The organism is Pontimonas salivibrio (genome assembly GCF_002950575.1).
In the GTDB taxonomy this organism is placed as follows: domain Bacteria; phylum Actinomycetota; class Actinomycetes; order Actinomycetales; family Microbacteriaceae; genus Pontimonas; species Pontimonas salivibrio.
Map to the genome: position 1 here is coordinate 55,010 of NZ_CP026923.1, position 15,879 is coordinate 70,888.

19 protein-coding genes and 3 tRNA genes are annotated in these 15,879 nt (G+C 58.6%); 7 read left to right on the top strand and 15 right to left on the bottom strand.

Annotation, left to right across the window (positions count from 1 at the left end):
- The first annotated feature begins 66 nt into the window (after nt 1–66).
- From C3B54_RS00270 to C3B54_RS00280, 3 genes are all read left to right on the top strand, one after another.
- Nucleotides 67–139 (top strand) — tRNA-Glu (locus C3B54_RS00270).
- Between the two features lie 20 nt (nt 140–159).
- Nucleotides 160–233 (top strand) — tRNA-Asp (locus C3B54_RS00275).
- 57 nt (nt 234–290) lie between these two features.
- Nucleotides 291–363: transfer RNA gene (locus tag C3B54_RS00280), tRNA-Phe, on the top strand.
- Between the two features lie 170 nt (nt 364–533).
- On the opposite strand, the gene C3B54_RS08965 is transcribed toward C3B54_RS00280, so the two are convergent.
- On the bottom strand, nt 534–857 hold the full coding sequence (locus C3B54_RS08965; RefSeq protein WP_104912726.1) for a type II toxin-antitoxin system RelE/ParE family toxin: 324 nt from the start codon (nt 855–857) through the stop codon (nt 534–536).
- Entirely contained in the window at nt 854–1,138 is a 285-nt protein-coding gene (locus C3B54_RS00290) for a ribbon-helix-helix domain-containing protein (RefSeq protein WP_104912727.1), read from the bottom strand. Before C3B54_RS00290 ends, C3B54_RS08965 begins: the two co-directional genes overlap by 4 nt.
- Nucleotides 1,139–1,428: 290 nt before the next feature.
- Between C3B54_RS00290 and C3B54_RS00295 the strand changes: the two genes are divergently transcribed.
- Nucleotides 1,429–2,046 carry a nucleotidyltransferase domain-containing protein gene (locus tag C3B54_RS00295; RefSeq protein ID WP_158665438.1) on the top strand — a complete coding sequence of 206 codons (618 nt, stop codon included), beginning with the start codon at nt 1,429–1,431 and terminating at the stop codon, nt 2,044–2,046.
- Between the two features lie 66 nt (nt 2,047–2,112).
- Here C3B54_RS00295 and C3B54_RS00300 read toward each other — a convergent pair whose 3' ends face one another.
- Together C3B54_RS00300 and C3B54_RS00305 are read right to left on the bottom strand one after the other, a co-directional pair.
- Nucleotides 2,113–3,525: a phytoene desaturase family protein gene (locus C3B54_RS00300; RefSeq protein ID WP_104912729.1), complete on the bottom strand. Its 1,413-nt coding sequence runs from the start codon at nt 3,523–3,525 to the stop codon at nt 2,113–2,115.
- Nucleotides 3,522–4,367 (bottom strand): UbiA family prenyltransferase, encoded by an 846-nt coding sequence (locus C3B54_RS00305; RefSeq protein WP_104912730.1) that lies wholly within the window; start codon nt 4,365–4,367, stop codon nt 3,522–3,524. The genes C3B54_RS00300 and C3B54_RS00305 overlap by 4 nt, the downstream gene beginning before the upstream one ends.
- Nucleotides 4,368–4,486: 119 nt before the next feature.
- Here C3B54_RS00305 and C3B54_RS00310 point away from each other — a divergent pair, with 119 nt between their 5' ends.
- Nucleotides 4,487–5,191, top strand: coding sequence for a LuxR C-terminal-related transcriptional regulator (locus C3B54_RS00310; RefSeq protein ID WP_104912731.1), 705 nt, complete (start codon nt 4,487–4,489; stop codon nt 5,189–5,191).
- 86 nt (nt 5,192–5,277) lie between these two features.
- On the opposite strand, the gene C3B54_RS00315 is transcribed toward C3B54_RS00310, so the two are convergent.
- From C3B54_RS00315 to C3B54_RS00350, 8 genes are all read right to left on the bottom strand, one after another.
- The gene (locus C3B54_RS00315; RefSeq protein ID WP_245867949.1) at nt 5,278–6,093 is read right to left on the bottom strand and encodes an SDR family oxidoreductase; all 816 of its coding nucleotides are present in this window, start codon (nt 6,091–6,093) and stop codon (nt 5,278–5,280) included.
- 18 nt (nt 6,094–6,111) lie between these two features.
- Nucleotides 6,112–7,485 carry an NAD(P)(+) transhydrogenase (Re/Si-specific) subunit beta gene (locus C3B54_RS00320; protein ID WP_104912732.1) on the bottom strand — a complete coding sequence of 458 codons (1,374 nt, stop codon included), beginning with the start codon at nt 7,483–7,485 and terminating at the stop codon, nt 6,112–6,114.
- Nucleotides 7,482–7,793: an NAD(P) transhydrogenase subunit alpha part 2 gene (locus C3B54_RS00325; RefSeq protein WP_104912733.1), complete on the bottom strand. Its 312-nt coding sequence runs from the start codon at nt 7,791–7,793 to the stop codon at nt 7,482–7,484. Before C3B54_RS00325 ends, C3B54_RS00320 begins: the two co-directional genes overlap by 4 nt.
- 3 nt (nt 7,794–7,796) lie before the next feature.
- A complete protein-coding gene (locus tag C3B54_RS00330) occupies nt 7,797–8,954 on the bottom strand; it encodes a Re/Si-specific NAD(P)(+) transhydrogenase subunit alpha (protein WP_104912734.1) in 1,158 nt (385 codons plus the stop codon).
- Nucleotides 8,955–9,033: 79 nt separating this feature from the next.
- Entirely contained in the window at nt 9,034–9,216 is a 183-nt protein-coding gene (locus tag C3B54_RS00335) for a hypothetical protein (RefSeq protein ID WP_104912735.1), read from the bottom strand.
- A gap of 24 nt (nt 9,217–9,240) precedes the next feature.
- Complete coding sequence (locus tag C3B54_RS00340) at nt 9,241–9,984, bottom strand: TetR/AcrR family transcriptional regulator (protein WP_158665439.1); 744 nt, start codon at nt 9,982–9,984, stop codon at nt 9,241–9,243.
- Nucleotides 9,985–10,045: 61 nt separating this feature from the next.
- Nucleotides 10,046–10,510 (bottom strand): methyltransferase family protein, encoded by a 465-nt coding sequence (locus tag C3B54_RS00345; RefSeq protein ID WP_104912737.1) that lies wholly within the window; start codon nt 10,508–10,510, stop codon nt 10,046–10,048.
- A gap of 26 nt (nt 10,511–10,536) precedes the next feature.
- Entirely contained in the window at nt 10,537–12,183 is a 1,647-nt protein-coding gene (locus tag C3B54_RS00350) for an amidohydrolase (protein WP_158665440.1), read from the bottom strand.
- A 122-nt stretch (nt 12,184–12,305) separates the two neighbouring features.
- On the opposite strand from C3B54_RS00350, the gene trxA reads away from it, so the two are divergent.
- Nucleotides 12,306–12,689, top strand: a complete 384-nt coding sequence (trxA, locus tag C3B54_RS00355) for a thioredoxin (RefSeq protein ID WP_104912739.1) — start codon at nt 12,306–12,308, stop codon at nt 12,687–12,689.
- Between the two features lie 19 nt (nt 12,690–12,708).
- Here the strand turns inward: trxA and C3B54_RS00360 are convergent, their stop codons facing one another.
- From C3B54_RS00360 to cysK, 3 genes are read right to left on the bottom strand one after another with little or no spacing between them, the layout of a single operon-like run.
- A complete protein-coding gene (locus C3B54_RS00360) occupies nt 12,709–13,419 on the bottom strand; it encodes a lysophospholipid acyltransferase family protein (RefSeq protein WP_104912740.1) in 711 nt (236 codons plus the stop codon).
- Nucleotides 13,420–13,422: 3 nt separating this feature from the next.
- Nucleotides 13,423–13,962 carry a serine O-acetyltransferase gene (cysE, locus tag C3B54_RS00365; protein ID WP_104912741.1) on the bottom strand — a complete coding sequence of 180 codons (540 nt, stop codon included), beginning with the start codon at nt 13,960–13,962 and terminating at the stop codon, nt 13,423–13,425.
- 3 nt (nt 13,963–13,965) lie between these two features.
- Nucleotides 13,966–14,901 (bottom strand): cysteine synthase A, encoded by a 936-nt coding sequence (gene cysK / locus C3B54_RS00370; RefSeq protein ID WP_104912742.1) that lies wholly within the window; start codon nt 14,899–14,901, stop codon nt 13,966–13,968.
- 98 nt (nt 14,902–14,999) lie between these two features.
- Here cysK and C3B54_RS00375 point away from each other — a divergent pair, with 98 nt between their 5' ends.
- The gene (locus tag C3B54_RS00375) at nt 15,000–15,872 is read left to right on the top strand and encodes an EamA family transporter (protein ID WP_104912743.1); all 873 of its coding nucleotides are present in this window, start codon (nt 15,000–15,002) and stop codon (nt 15,870–15,872) included.
- Nucleotides 15,873–15,879 lie beyond the last annotated feature (7 nt).

Sequence of the window (15,879 nt, forward strand, 5' to 3'; positions counted from 1 at the left end):
GGTCGATATCCCTGTTTGCATTCCCATCCCCGTCGACCTACACTCATAGAGCGCTGAAACCAGCTCGGCCCCATCGTTTAGCGGCCTAGGACGCCGCCCTTTCACGGCGGTAGCACGGGTTCGAATCCCGTTGGGGTCACGTATAATTTAATATCGCAAGGCCCTGTAGCGCAGTTGGTTAGCGTGCCGCCCTGTCACGGCGGAGGTCGCGGGTTCAAGTCCCGTCAGGGTCGCGAACTAAAGAGCCCCCCAGCGGGGCTCTTTAGTGAGGACACACAATCAGTGTCCTTGGCTCTGTAGCTCAGTTGGTAGAGCGTTCGACTGAAAATCGAAAGGTCACCGGATCGATGCCGGTCGGAGCCACCGGACCCTCGCGGAGTCCCCACACCGCGAGGATTGTTTCATTCTCGGACTCGTGATCCAGCTTCGTCCAGCGCCTGTTTCCCTCCACGGGTAACCAGACGCTCTTTCGGGGTTACTTTCGCCAGAGACAAGTCCCGCCAATACAGAGCGATTCTGCCTTGATCCGAGTTCTAGGAACCGCCATCCGGAAGTGTGTTTTTGATGAGGCCTTCGTGATCCCGACCGCCGTAATAGACGCCATAAATCTTGACCTCCCGCTCACTGATGATGAACGCGATCATTACCCGTCGCCTGAAACCCAAGGTTCTCATTTCAGGGTAAAGATCGTCTCGCGCGATGCCCCGATGAGGAAAAGTACTCAAGCTGTCGCAGAAGTCATAGACCGATAGCACGAAGCGTTCCGCTGCTTCGGATGATCTCTGATTCGCGACCCAAAGGAAGATATCGGTCAGTTGCTGCTGAGCTTCAGGAGAGTAGGTGACCCGATACGTCACGAGTCATTTTCAGCGTCATATTTAGCTCTCAGGCCTGAAAGGTAGGCGCGCATGTCTTCGGCACTGAGTGCCCGAGCCGGGTCGGCTCGCATCGCCTCAACCGAGTTCACCACCTCGGTTCGCAGCCACCGCTCGACAGCCTCTTCTTGTGAGAACAGCGCACGGAGTCCGTCGCGGATAACTTCGCTTTCGCTCGCATAGGCGCCAGAGGCGACGCGCTCCTTCAACGCCTCAGCCATGTTGTTAGGGAGCGTGATGCTGAGCTGCTTCGTGGTGCGCATAATCGGCCCTCTCGGTGAGTATGACTCAATCCTACTATTCGTTCTCAATACAGACCACCTCCGAGTAGGTACGAAGAAGTAGAAGACGTGTTTCGGTGGGGGCGTCGTGATTATCAACACGGCAGTAATCACCCGATCAAGAGCGGTCGAAATCACCACTTCCTCCACTTGTCGGTGGTGGGATTTACTGTCCCCGCATGGCCATCCCCAACACACTCCGCCCAAGCCCTCTTAGAACTAATCCCTTAACCAATTATTTTTGGTCAATACCAAGTATTATTGGTAGCGTCATGATTCTTAAAAAACCGTTTCTCAGTGTGACCCCGAGCCTCGACGGGGACGTCCTCGCCCGAGTAGCACGCGCCACCGACTGGCTTTCGGTTCCTCAGATTCACGCTCTTCTGCCCGAGCGCTCCGACGAGGGCATTCGCAAGACCCTCACTCGCTTGGTCCAGCACGGCCTACTCCTCGAAAAGGTTTTTGGCAGATCGCGGGTGTTTTCCCTCAATCGTGACCATCTCCTCGCATCGGCAGTAGTGGAAATCGCCGAGGCCCAGGAATGCTTCCTTGATCGACTTGTCCAGCGTTGCGCCTCGTGGGATAGCCCCCCTGTGTTCGCTGCGCTATTTGGCTCAGCAGCGAGAGGCGAAATGACCCCAGAAAGCGACATTGACCTCTTCATCGTTGAGCCAATCAACGCCGACGACGACACCTTCTCCGAACAGGTTGATGTGCTTTGCGCCGAAGCGTCACGTTGGACGGGAAACGACGTGCAGGCGCTGGTAATCCCCGAAAAGTCCCTCACGGGAGCAAAAGATCTCGAACCGGTCCTATCCGACATCGAGCGAGAGGGGCTTTTCTTTGTCGGCGCCAGGCGCGACTTTTCGTCATCCATTGAGCATCGATGACCCCGACCCAGTAAGTCGGCGGTCCGCACACAGCCCCTTCATGGACGAAAAGACGAGCGGGCCTCTTTAGCTGTAGTGGGAAACCATTCGGTTGCCCGCAATCAGTGATCCACCGAGCACTGCGGGGATTCCGCCTCCAGGGTGAACACTTGCTCCGACCCGCCACAACCAACGGTGTCGAAGGGAGTGGTAGCCGGGGCTGTGGAAGGGACCCGATTGCCACCAGGGGCGTCCCGCCCCATACAAGGCGCCGCCAACTGCGCCAAAGCTTTCAAAATACTCCGGGTGCAAGGTGGTGTAGTCCTCGACGATGTCGGACCATTTGGCATCAATGCCCATCACATCGAGCGAGCGCTGCAGTTCGCTCGACACCCAGTCATCGGCCACTCCCGCGCTTTCGCCATTAGCCGGGGCGGTCAGCAGGAATGCTGCTGTGGCTTTGTCGTTCGGGTAAATGTGGCCGGTTTTGTAATAGTTCACAAACGCCATCGTTTGTTGTGGGATGCGTCTGTTCAGAACGCTGTCAAAAAGCTCATCAGGCTCATCGGGCAACACCACCGAATGGGTGACCGTGTCATCGGGTAGGTCTTCTTTAAGTGCAGCAAAGACGGCGACCCCAGAGCAGGACAGGTTCTTTGGGTCAGGTCGGGGGTGGCCCATCAGCCGCTCCAACACTCCCGCGTCCAAGGCACTGACGACGAAGTCGGCTTCGTAGTGTCCTTGTTCTGTAGTCACCGACTTTTTTGAGACCGCAGTAGCGCCTTCGGAGAGTCGAAACTGTGCTCCAGCAGCTTCAGCTAGGCGGTGAAGGGAGTTCGCAATTTCCCAGACACCTCCCGTGGGAACGAAGACGCCCTCATCGGCCATCACTGCCGGCATAGTGGCGTAGAGGGCGAGGGTCTGTTCGGGAGCCACACCCGCATTGAGAGTGTGGATGGCGATGATGTCGCGCAGTGGCTCGGGGAGGTCCAAGCGATGATCCAGGTAGGCCTTTGTGCTTAGGTGCCTGCCGTAGGAGGAGACGAGTTTGCCCGCTGGTGCCATCACTCCCGCTCCGAGCGGATCGGTCGTGAGCAGGTCGGTAATCGCCGGGCCCAGCGTCGCGTGTTCGGATTGGAATGCTGCCCAGGCTTCTGCCCACGGGTGATTGGGGGCCACAGGAATATCGGTGACGTGCCCTCGGTAGAAATAGCGACCCACTTCGGGAAGCCGCTCTAAATTCAAGGCGGCGATTTCTCTGGCGGGTACCCCGGGACCGAGCGAGTCGTAGCGGTCAAAGAAGCGCTCCAACACTTGGGGGAAGGTCACGAGCGACGGGCCAGTATCGATGCGCTGGCCGGAGACACTGATTCGGCGGGATTTGCCACCCACCCAGTCATTTTTTTCCAACACGGTGACGTCAAAGCCTGCCTTGGCAAGCAATGCGCTGGTGGCTAGGCCTCCGAGGCCCGCGCCGATGATGATGACGCGACGACTCATGCGGGGTAGCTTCCCACAACAAGGCCGACAACCAGCTGGAATCCGGCGACAGCGCCTGCCACGTAGGGGAAAGCCACAGAGAATCGGTAAAGGTCCCGCGCTTTAGGGGTGGTGGGCTCTCGCCACAGGGCAATGACCAACCATCCGGCAATCAGCGCGTTCACAATCGCCACCGGCCAGTTCACGAGGGCGAAAAATACGGTGGAGATTACCCAGAACACGGCCGACCAGATCAGTGCACCTTTGGTGCCAAACGCCACAGCGGTGGTCCTGATCCCGGCATCAGCGTCTTCGTCGATGTCTTGGATGGCGTCGTAGACGTGCTTGGCCATACTCCACGCCATCAGGCCAATGGCAGCCGCCCAGACAGGCTGCTCGCCGAGTGCGAAGGGGACAAAGACCAGTGGGTAGGCGTAATCGGTGTTAGATATCGAATCCCACACCGGACGACCTTTAAAGCGCAGCGGGGTTGAAGAGTACTGCCAGAAAGAAAACGCATAGGCGAGCATCCACGCCCAAGCCGGCCACGGCAAGGTCACCACAAAGTAGACAAGGAAGGGGATGTTCGTCAGCGCCACTCCCCAGGCGATGGCTCGGACTTCCCCGTCGACAATCTTCGCTCCGCCGTAACCACCCTTCCGGGCGTTGGGGTCGTCGGTTTCTCGATCGAAAATATCGTTGATGCCGTAAATCAGCAGGTTGAACGGAAAAGTCACCCAGATGAGGATGGGAAGAATGTCCCAGGTCCAGAGGTAACCCGACAACCACATCGCAATGACCGTGGTGCCAATCGTGTTGACCCACAGAACGGGCCGAGAAATTTCCACGAGGCGGCGAAGCACCCCTTCACTCTAGCCCCCTCCCCTTAAGGCCCAATCCCGGGCACAAAACGGATTATTTATGGCCTTTTCCTGGCAGACCACTAACTAAACTCACTATAGTTAGTAGGGAAGGGTGTATCGTGGAAAACTTTTTGTTCGGGATGTCGGTGGGTGACCCACTGGTCCAACGACGCGTGCTCGTCTTCGACCCTCAACCCCTTTTCCGGGACCTCGTGGTGTGTAGCTTGAAACACGCCGACTTTGACGCCTACGGTGCTGGCACCCCGGAAGAGGCCTGGCGGGGCATCAGTCAACATGACCCTGATGCCGTTCTACTGGAGCTCAACATCAACTCTTGTGAGAGCGGTGTGGAGTTCGCCGAAGCAATGCTTGAACTCTCTCCGGGAATCGGCTTGGTGTTCCTCACCGGCGTGAGACACCCAAAAATCATTGACCCTGAACGCGGCGACCTTCCAAGAGGTGCGGCGTTCCTGCACAAATCGTCCCTATCGGGAACCGAAGAAATTGTGTCGGCACTGGATGGAGTACTTCGAGGGCGAGCCGATGTCCCTCGACACGATCGGGAGTACGCAGCAGGCTGGGAACACCTCTCCAGCCAACAAATTGATGTGTTGCGGCTAATCGCCGAGGGTCACTCGAATAAAGAAATTGCGGCGCTTCGGGGTACCCAAGTGCGATCAGTGGAAGCACTCATCGGCCGCACATTCGATCAACTTGAGATTCACTTCCCCGGAGGTGACGGAAACAGACGGGTATTAGCAGCCAGACACTTCCTCCTCGCCTGTTCCCCCCAGATGGAGCGACCCCTCGCTCACACCGCGTAACACCGCCCATCTGATGGTGGCCCTCATAGGCGCGTAAGCGCCGACGTCACAGCCATTGGACCACACCACGTTGGCTCGTTGAGAGGCTACGCGTCTGAAGGTTTAGTCCTCAGTGGACCGCGATGCGTCTTATGTTGCGCTGATTGGGCCACAGGTTTCACGGTGACCAAGTCGAGGTTCACGTGCGCGGGCAATTCCAGGGCGGAAGCAATCGTGAGCGCCACATCTTCAGCAAGCAGCGGCCGATCCACATTGGCATAGACCGACTGCGAACGGGCACTGTCGCCTCGAAAACGGTTGAGGGCAAATTCGTCGGTCTTCACCATGCCCGGTGCAATATCGATTACTCGAATGGGTTCGCCGTTTAATTCCAGACGCAACACCTGCATCATCGCGTGGGCGGCGTATTTTGCGGCGTTGTAACCCCCACCCCCCTCATAGGGGGTGAACCCTGCGGTTGAGGTGACGGTGAGAATATCGGCACCACCACTGCTGTCCGCGGCTTTACGCAGCATCGGCAGGAAGGTGGAAATCATCCGCTTTGTCCCCAGCACGTTGATTTCATACATCCAGCGCCACTCGTCGATGGACCCGCCTTCAACAGAATCCATCCCGATGGCCCCACCAGCGTTGTTAATCAACACGTCCAGGCCGCCGCCCTGCTCCACCCAAGACGCTAGGGCCGCCACCTCATCATCGTGAGTGATATCGCAGACATAGGAGTCGATCTGGGGGTGGGTGGCCAACTCATCGAGTTTGTCTTTTCGCCTCGCAACCGCCAGCACATACCAACCCCGCTCGGCCAACAGCGTGGCGGTCGCCGCACCAATACCGGAGCTCGCTCCGGTCACCAGCACGCGTCTCGCGGGCTGGTGAGCGCGTTGGTCAGCCTGTGTCGTCACGGCAATGAGGGAATCGTCCTAGAGCGATTTCACCGCACCGAGGACTTTGGTGAGCGAATCTTTCGCATCACCAAAGAGCAGTGTGGTGTTTTGCTCGAAGAGCAATTCGTTTTCGATGCCGGCGAATCCTGGGCGCATGGAGCGCTTCAGGAACACGACCTGCTGCGCCTCTCCCACATCCAAAATTGGCATGCCGTAGATGGGGGAACCGGGTGTCGTCTTGGCTGCCGGGTTCACCACGTCGTTTGCCCCCACCACGAGCGCCACATCGGCGTTCTTGAACTGCGGGTTCACCTGGTCCATTTCCACCAGCAGCTCGTAGGGCACACTCGCTTCGGCCAACAGCACGTTCATGTGTCCGGGCATACGTCCCGCCACAGGGTGCATGGCGTAGACCACGTCGATGCCTTTGGCTTCGAGGGCCTGTTGCAGCTCGGAAATCGTGTGTTGTGCTTGGGCAACAGCGAGACCGTAACCGGGAACGATGATGACCCGGTTGGCGTAGCCCAACAAAATGGCGATGTCTTCAGCGGAGCTGGAGCGCACCGGCCGGTCAGACGCTTCGGTCGAACCGGCAGTTGATCCGCCCTTGAAGGCACCGAAGATGGTGTTGGAGACACTGCGTCCCATGGCTTGGGCCATTTCGCGGGTGAGGATTGTTCCACTGGCACCGACCAGGGTTCCACCGACCAACAGCAGGGTGTTGCCGAGCACCAGACCAGATGCCGCAACAGCCAAACCGGTCAAGGCGTTCAGCAGTGAAATCACAATGGGCACATCGGCGCCACCCACTGGCAGCACCACGAGGACGCCGCCGAGAAGACCCAGTGCCATCAGAGCAATCGCCCAGGTGTAACTGGCATCGGCAATCACGAAGTATGACCCGACGCCGACCACTGCGACCAACGCGATCATCACGAACTGCTGTCCGGGGAAAGTCACCGGCCTGGTCGTCATCAGCTCTTGGAGTTTGAGGAAGGTGATGACAGAGCCGGAGAAGGACACGCTTCCGACAAACACCGTGAACGCCACCGCGATGAGGAAGCCCAAAGTGTCAGCGTGTTGGAGCTCCAGCAGGGCCACGACGGCAGCTGCGCCACCACCGACACCGTTGAACAGTGCGACGAGCTGCGGCATTTGGGTCATCTGCACCATGCGGGAGGCGGGCACCGAGAGCACCGCACCCACCGCAATCACGCCCAGAATCCAGCCAATGTTTTCCAACTCGTGGGACAAGAACACGGTGACCACACCGATCAGTGCACCGAGTGCACCGAGCAGGTTGCCGCGCCTCGCGGACTTCGGTGAGCTAAGCCCCTTCAGGGCGAGAATGAATAAGACCGCAGCGACAAGGTAGGCGAGCGCGGTAATAGTGGGGCTAAGAACGTTCACTTGGCGGCCCCTTCAGTGGTTGGGTTGGGTTTTTTCTTACCCGAGAACATTTCCAACATGCGGTCGGTGACAACGAAACCTCCGACGAGGTTTACCGTCGCCATCAGCACTGCGAGCAGTGCCACCGCGAGGATGAAAGCACTTTCTGCTTGGCCGGCGACCAGGATGGCGCCAACCAAAATGATTCCGTGGATGGCGTTTGCCCCCGACATCAGTGGGGTGTGCAGGGTGCTGGAGACTTTCGAGATGACCTCGAAGCCGACAAACACCGACAGCACAAAGAAGGTCAACAGGGTAATGGCGTCCATGGCCTAAGCCCCCTTCTTCGGTGAGGCCAACGCCTCACGGGTGGGTTCGTGTCGAATCTCGCCCTCATGGGTGAGGCATGCTCCCGCGACGACTTCGTCTTCGAAGTCGGGCTGGATCGTGCCATCCACGTTCATCAGGGCAAGAAGGTTGGCGATGTTTTTCGCGTAAAGCCTGGAGGCGTCATAGGCCATCGCGGAGGGTACGTCTTTCATGCCCACCAGGGTGGCGTGACCTTTGCCGCCTTGGACTTTCACCGGGGTGTCCACACCGGCAACAGAGCCTTCGACGTTTCCGCCGGTTTCTGCTGCGAGGTCGATGAGTACTGATCCTGGTTTCATGTCAGCCATCATTTTTTTGGTAATCAGGCGGGGTGCCGGTCGGCCAGGAATGGCAGCCGTCGTGATAATCACGTCTGCTTGGGTGACATAGGGAGTGAGCAGCTCTTGCTGTCGCGCTTGGCGATCACTGGAGAGTTCTTTGGCGTAACCACCTTGGCCATCGGCTTGGGCGTCCAAGTCCAGTTCGATGAACTGTCCACCCATCGAGCGCACCTCATCGGCGCTGGCAGCCCGGACGTCATACGCCTGAACTTTTGCGCCCAGGCGTTTCGCCGTGGCGATGGCTTGAAGGCCAGCCACTCCCGCTCCGAGTACCAACACGTTGGCCGGCGGCACCGTGCCGGCAGCGGTCATGTAGAGGGGGAAGAACCTGGGGAAGCGCATCGCTGCCTCCAACACGCAGCGATATCCGGCAACAAGGGCTTGTGAGGTGAGGGCGTCCATCGATTGGGCGCGGGAGATACGGGGCACTAATTCGAGCGCAAAAGACGTCACCTTCTTTTTAGCAAGTGCTTTCACGACGGGGCCCTCAGAGGCCGGTGAACCGAGGCCGACGGTGATGGTTCCTGCCGGCAGCTTGTTCACCACAGTGGTCGACAGAGGACGTACGTGGGTGAGCACGTCGACTTTTTCGAGGTTGAGGGTGGCCACGATGCTGGCACCGGCGTCTTGGTAGTCCTTGTCGGGATACCCCGCCGCGACTCCTGCACCTTTGTGGACTTGGACTTTCAGCCCCATGTCGACGAGTTGTTTCACCGTCTCAGGGGTTTGTGCCACGCGGTTTTCACCGCTAATGGATTCGGTGGGAACACCGACAATCATCTTGTTCTCCCAGCCTTCGCTAGCACCGCCTCAGTGCGGTGCGCCATGGACAGCGACGTCGTAACGCTAGCAGATGGGGTTAACGAACTTCACTGTCTCGCTCAGTCACACGGGAGGCTTCGCCGCGCCGGCGAATATTTTCGCTCGGTGGGTTTTCTCTTCGGTGGACAGCAGCAGCCAGTGTGGCGAGAATTAGTGCGCCAATAAAAAGCCCCGCCGCGACGGGTACGGCAACACCAAAATCGATGACGGCGACGAGCACAGCCCCAGATTACCATTAACTAAATCAAATTAAGATAGTGGCAATCATTCGTTCGATGTGCCCCTCAATGAGGGCTTCCTTGTTGGCTTGAAGCTCTGTGACTCCTGCGGAGGCCAGATGTTGACCCGCGTTCCACACCGCCACACCCAAAGTGGACCACGCCATGGTGGCTGCTCTGGACATAGTCTGCGGGTCAGCCAAGAACTGTGCCCGCAAGGCACTGACATCAATCTGGTCGAGCGCGGTGTTTACGTTGTTGCGCGAGTCTTCAATCAACACACCCAATCGAATGATGTTGGTTTCAAACAGACGCCGCATGTCCCCTCCGTAGCGCTCTTCGAGCAACCCGCTGATGTGCATTGAGCTTGACGGGTAGTTCAAAATGCCACCCCACCCACCAAGATCAGCGGTCCCTTCAATCTGTTGCACCATCCAGGCACGAAGCCGCGCTCTCGGGTCGGCGGGCGCCAGGCGCACCGCCTTCCACAGGCTGTCGATATAGCGCTGGTAAACAACAAACGCGGTCTCGGCCAGCAAACTATCCCGACCCCCGAAATAGTGGTTCACCATCGGATGGGTGACGCCCAGTCGATCACACACACTCGCGACGTTGAACACCGCCGGACCGACGGTGGCCCCTTCCTCTGAGGTCAAGAAAATGATTTTGTCGCGCATTGACGGCTGCGGGAGTTCACCAAAACGCAGCCAATACTCATCATCTAGTGTGGTGTCGGGGTGAGAGGTGTCACTCAGTCTTCTGCGTGCCATGGCCCCACCTTTACCAAACTTGACTGTCTCTGACACCCGATTTCGAGATCTGCCTATCTCACTACTTTTTCAACAGGCCAATCCCCGGAAAAAACCGTCCCACCCGGGCGGCATATTCCGCATAGGCCTCATATTTCGTGAAAAGCATTTTCTCTTCAGCTCGCGCTTTCAACCCTAAAAGCATACTGAGAAACACGAAAACCACCACATGCCCGGTGGACGCCCCCCACACCACCAGACCCAAAGACAGCGTCAACAGTGCCGTATAAATCGGGTGCCGTGCCCAGGCATACACCCCAGTGGTCTCCAAATGGCCATCTTCGCGAGGAATCGGGCTAGGAGTGAGCGTCCTACCCAAACGAAGAACGGCTGCGAGCCCAATCGCGACGCCGACACTCACCAAGACACCGCCCAGGACGGTGACCAGTGTTCCGCCAGGCCACAGACCACCCTGGGGTAACACCACGAGGGCGGCAATAAAGAAAAACTGAAGAGCGACAAGGCTCCACGCGCTGACTGGTTTCACAACGCCCCACGTTACGCCGAAAACCCTTAGCCGTGTTCACCAAAAACTCGCTGGCCACCCACCACGGTCCCCGAAATGGAAATGGCAGATAACTCTTCCACCGCTGTCGCGAGTGGGTCTTTCGCGAGGACCACGTAATCAGCCAGCATCCCGCGCGCCAGCATGCCCTTGAAATCGGCAGAACCTGTGGCTTGTGCTGAGCCGACGGTGTAACTCCAGAGCGCCTGTTCCACACTCACCCGCTCGTGTTCACCGACGACCACACCTTCTGCATCGATGCGTTGCACCATCGACTGAATAATCTCCAACGGAACACCTGTAGCGACTGGGCGATCAGAACTGCCCGTCGCCATCGCGCCGGCATCCAGCAAGGACCGGTGGCGGTGAATCAACCCCTCACGGTGTGGACCCATTGCCGCCCGCATTTGCACCCCGAGCTCCGGCATGAAACCCGGTTGGGTCACTATCGCCACACCGAGTCGTGCCGCCTGCACCACTTGCTGATCGGTGACTACCCCGCCGTGTTCGATTCTGTGGGGCACCACTGGTGCACCAAAGCGAGACAGTGCTTTCTCAAAAGTATCCAGAGCGAGTGCCACCGCGCGGTCGCCTATGGCGTGGGCGGCAACCGCCCACCCCGCCGCTGCGGCGCGGAGCATCGTCTCGCGGAGGGCTTCCTCTTCGGCTTGGAAATATCCGTAGTTGTCCGGTGGTCCCGCAGAAAAAGGCTCAGACACGGCACCCGTCCACGCCAACATGGAACCGTCAAGGAAGATTTTCACCGGGCCAATAGAGAGGTGGTCATCACCCAGGCCTGTGCGAATGCCGGCATCTAGGGACAACACATTTGGGTCATTGGGGTGACCCTCCACGTCGTGGAAGACGTCGGAGACAACCATGAGTTGCGCCCTTTGAGCCAGCACGCCCTGCTGCTTGGCCAGTTGATAGGCCGCAAACTCCCTGGGGCTGTGGCCGATCCAGCCTCCGGCGATACCCGTTTCGGTGAAACTGGTGAGACCCTCTTGGGAATAGCGCGCACTCGCTCTGGCCAATGCCTGCACCATGTCATCCATCGATTTCGGCAACAACAATTGCTGAATAACCGACTGGGCGCGCTCTTCCAGCACCCCCGTTGGCTTCCCGTGCTCGTCCAACACAATCGCCCCGCCGGCTAGGTCGACCTCCGATAACTGGGCGCCGCTAATGCCCGACGCCTCCAGCGCTTTGGTGTTCACAATGCAGGAGTGCCCGGACGTGTGTCGCATAAAGAGCGGGTGGTCGGGTAACACCCGATCCAACGCGCGAATGTCGGGATACTCACCCCCGAAGGCTTCCTGGTTGTACCCAGTCGCTAACACCCAACCACCAGCAGGCGTCTGGCGCGCCCGCTCCGCGAGCGCGCCATAGAGAGCATCGAGGTTCGAGTGGGCTTTCGCATCGACTTCACCGAGGGACAGCCCAAACCACATGGTGTGGCAGTGGGCGTCGTGAAAACCGGGTAAGACGGTCTGCCCAGAAACATCCTCGACCACTCGGGCCTGGGGTGCTTCCTCGTCGCGGGTACCCACAGCCACGACCCGGCCTTGGTGAAGCGCCATCCAGTGAGCTTCCGGCTGAGCGGGATTCATTGTCCAAATGAGACCACCGGTCACCACTTTGTCAACGCTCCACACACGCCACCTGCTTTCTTGGGGTTGCCCCATGCTACGCATGGTCACTGTTCGCTACGAGCGAGGCACAGCCCGTTGACGGCTATACCCCAAGGGGTATACTTGGTGGCGACGAAAGGACAGTAATGCCAACGATTGAACTGACCGCCGCAGACTTTGAAGACACCGTCACCAAAGACGGAATCACCCTGGTCGATTTTTGGGCCGAATGGTGTGGCCCCTGCAAAGCGTTCGCTCCCGTCTATGAGGAAGCGAGTAATCAACACACCGACGTCCGATTCGGCAAGGTCGACACCGAAGCGGAACAGCAACTGGCCGGTGCCGCCAACATCCGCTCCATCCCCACGCTGATGGCATTCCGTGACGGAATCCTGGTCTTCAGCCAGCCCGGCGCACTGCCCGGACCCGCCCTCGAAGAGGTCATCACCGCGGTGAAAGACCTCGACATGGACGATGTGCGCAAACAACTTGCCGAAGCAGAAGCGAAACAAAACGCCGACCAGGCCTAGGCCTTAATGTGATCGGTCTTTAGAGCCTGAAGCGCTCGAAGAACCGCCTACGAACCGTCTCCACAAGACCCTTGGGAGGCGGTTCGTTGTAGTGGGGAACCACTTCTTGACCGGTGAGATCTGCAATGGCGGCCATCACCGCATCGGTTCCGTGGCGTCGGGCTTTGCCCGACTCCGCTTTGCCATAGGTCGTGAGGTCTAACGGTTCACCAAAACGGATTCTGATTCGCGCAAACGAAATGCCCTTCGAACCGGGGGGTTGCACTTTGTCGGTGCCGTCAATTCCTACCGGGACCACCGGTGCACCCGATTTCAATGCCAACCACGCCACACCCGTTCGACCCCGATACAACCGGCCATCCAGGGAGCGAGTACCCTCTGGATAAATCGCAAACGCTTTGTCCTCTTCGAGTAGCTCTAAGCCCGCATCCAGGGCATCTTGGGCGGCCTGCCCCACACCGCGGGTGACCGGAATCGCTCCAATGGAGCGAAAGAACGCTCTCGAGGCAAACCCTTTGAGACCAGTGCCGTTGAAGTAAGAGTCTTTGGCCAAAAACGACACCGTTCGTGGCGCGAGAAGAGTAATCACCACACTGTCGATAAACGACAGGTGGTTGCTGGCCAAAATCACCGGGCCCTGCATGGGCACGTTCTTCTTACCTTCGACCTTGGCTCGGAACAACAACCGCACAAGGGGGGTGAGGAAGGCCCTCGACGCGAGTTTCAACATCCGCTAGGCCTGCCCTTCTCGAATTGTCGCTGGCACCCCCAGCGCCAACGCACCGGGAGGAACATCAATGGTGACCACAGATTGCGCACCAATCCGCGCATCGTCACCCACGACAATATCGCCCAATAAAAGGGCTCCTGCACCAATCGTCACGTTCGAGCCCACCTTGGGGTGGCGCCTACCCGGAATGTGGTTGCGGTCCCCCGGTTTTTTACCCCCCAACGTCACCCCGTGATAAATCAGACAGTCATCCCCAATTTCGGCCGTTTCACCAATCACCACACCCATACCGTGGTCGATCACTAAACGACGCCCGATGGTTGCGCACGGATGTATTTCAATACCCGTGCGCCGCCTTGAGTGCGCAGCGATCATTCGGGCAAGGAGCATCCACCCCGAATGCCACAGTCGATGCGAGATGCGATGCCAAAACAGCGCACGAACCCCCGGAGATGTGAGAAACACTTCGAGGGCACCCCTCGCGGCAGGGTCGCGCGCCAGCGTGGCCTGGATATCGTCACCGAGGCGAGTGCGAGGGGACATCAACTAGTCGCCGAGTCCTTCAAACAGCGGGGTTGACAGGTAGCGCTCACCGTAACTGGCGAAAATCACCACAATGGTAGCTCCCTGAAATTCGGGACGATTCGCCAGTTCGACCGCAGCGTGGGCGGTGGCACCAGACGAAATACCCCCCAAGATTCCCTCTTCAGCCGCCAACCTCCGGCCCATCACCATGGCCTGTTCACTGGAGACATCAATGACCTCATCCGCGAGGTCCCGATCCAAAATCTCGGGAATAAAGTTCGCACCAATTCCTTGAATTTTGTGTGGGCCGGGCTCACCGCCGTTGAGCAGGGGCGATTCGGCGGGTTCAACACCCACTACCCGCACAGACGGTTTCTTTTCTTTCAACGCTTGGCCCGTCCCGGTCAAGGTGCCCCCGGTGCCCACACCGGCAACAAACACATCAACACTGCCGTCGGTGTCACGCCAAATTTCTTCTGCCGTCGTTTTGCGGTGAATTTCGGGGTTTGCTGGATTGGCAAACTGTTTGGCTAACACCGCACCGGGTGTGTCCGCGACAATCTTTTCCGCTACCGTGAGCGCCCCCGACATGCCCTCAGAGCCCGGAGTGAGGACCAATTCGGCGCCGTAAGCGCGAAGCAGCATGCGCCTCTCAGTACTCATCGTCTCGGGCATCGCAAGAATCGCCTTGTAACCTCTCGCGGCGGCCACCATGGCCAACGCGATACCGGTGTTACCACTGGTTGCCTCCACAATGGTCCCGCCGGGGCGAAGCTCACCAGACGCTTCAGCAGCATTAACCACTGAGATTGCTAAGCGATCTTTCACGCTCGCTGAAGGGTTATAGAACTCGAGTTTGGCGAGCACGGTCGCTTGGGTGTCACCCGGAACTCGATTGAGTCGCACCAGGGGAGTCTGACCGAATGCTTCGGTGATGTCACCGTATACCGCTGCCATTTCTCCTCCTTGGGGTATTGGGGTCCCGGCGAGAGCACCTCCAGCGTAGGCCTTACGGGCTGAACACGACATAGAGTTACAGTCATGCTGGTTCGGAAATGCTGACTGTCCTCATCGGTCTTTTCGCCGCACTTTCTTTCGGGGCTGCCGATTTCGCGGGCGGTATGGGTACAAAGAGACTCCATGCGTTAGCTGTCACCGGTGTCGTCGCCATAGTGGGCTTAATTGTCCTCGTGAGCGTCTCACTACTCTCCGCCGATCAGTGGAGTGCACAGTCTTTATTGTGGGGCGGGCTGTCTGGCCTTGCGGGCCTCGGTGCGATCGGGTTGCTCTACGCCTGTTTGGCGCGTGGGCCCATGAGCGTACTTTCACCCACAACAGCGGTTCTGTCCGCGCTCGTTCCGATGACTTGGGGCGCACTCACCGGTGAGGCACTTTCTGGTTTTGTCTACCCCGCGTTAGCGCTCGCGTTGGTTGCGGCAGTCTTGGTCGGATTTATTCCGGACGAGCGGGCGGTTCGACCCACACCCACCGCGTTGCTGATGGCTGTTGGATCTGGACTGCTCATCGGACTGTTTTATATTTTCATTGATATCGCCCCGGCCGATTCGGGCATTACCCCCTTGGTCGCAAACCGAGGCATCCAAACCACTTTGGTCGTGGTGTTGCTTCTGGTGCTGGTGAGCCGAAAAGGTTTTGCCAGTCTGATTAAGCCCGACACCCAGTGGGTGATGTCGTGGAAAAAACTGTGGACCCTCGTCGTCATTGGCGGTGTGCTCGACGCCACAGCAAACATTTTGATTCTTACCGGCTTCCGATTGGGCGACATGACAATCGTCGCCGTGTTGACTGCCCTCTACCCGGCGGGCACCATCTTGTTGGCCGCCGTGGTGTTGCGTGAGCGTATCCAACCCGTCCAATGGGTGGGCTTGGCTCTCGCTCTGATTGCGAGCATGCTCCTTGCCCAATAACTTTGCC

Coding starts and splice junctions, on each gene's coding strand:
- C3B54_RS00290 (WP_104912727.1), bottom strand. CDS start 1,138: ATGCGCACCACGAAGCAGCTCAGCATCACGCTCCCTAACAACATGGCT.
- C3B54_RS00295 (WP_158665438.1), top strand. CDS start 1,429: ATGATTCTTAAAAAACCGTTTCTCAGTGTGACCCCGAGCCTCGACGGG.
- C3B54_RS00300 (WP_104912729.1), bottom strand. CDS start 3,525: ATGAGTCGTCGCGTCATCATCATCGGCGCGGGCCTCGGAGGCCTAGCC.
- C3B54_RS00325 (WP_104912733.1), bottom strand. CDS start 7,793: ATGGACGCCATTACCCTGTTGACCTTCTTTGTGCTGTCGGTGTTTGTC.
- C3B54_RS00330 (WP_104912734.1), bottom strand. CDS start 8,954: ATGATTGTCGGTGTTCCCACCGAATCCATTAGCGGTGAAAACCGCGTG.
- C3B54_RS00340 (WP_158665439.1), bottom strand. CDS start 9,984: ATGGCACGCAGAAGACTGAGTGACACCTCTCACCCCGACACCACACTA.
- trxA (WP_104912739.1), top strand. CDS start 12,306: ATGCCAACGATTGAACTGACCGCCGCAGACTTTGAAGACACCGTCACC.
- C3B54_RS00360 (WP_104912740.1), bottom strand. CDS start 13,419: ATGTTGAAACTCGCGTCGAGGGCCTTCCTCACCCCCCTTGTGCGGTTG.
- cysE (WP_104912741.1), bottom strand. CDS start 13,962: ATGTCCCCTCGCACTCGCCTCGGTGACGATATCCAGGCCACGCTGGCG.
- cysK (WP_104912742.1), bottom strand. CDS start 14,901: ATGGCAGCGGTATACGGTGACATCACCGAAGCATTCGGTCAGACTCCC.
- C3B54_RS00375 (WP_104912743.1), top strand. CDS start 15,000: ATGCTGACTGTCCTCATCGGTCTTTTCGCCGCACTTTCTTTCGGGGCT.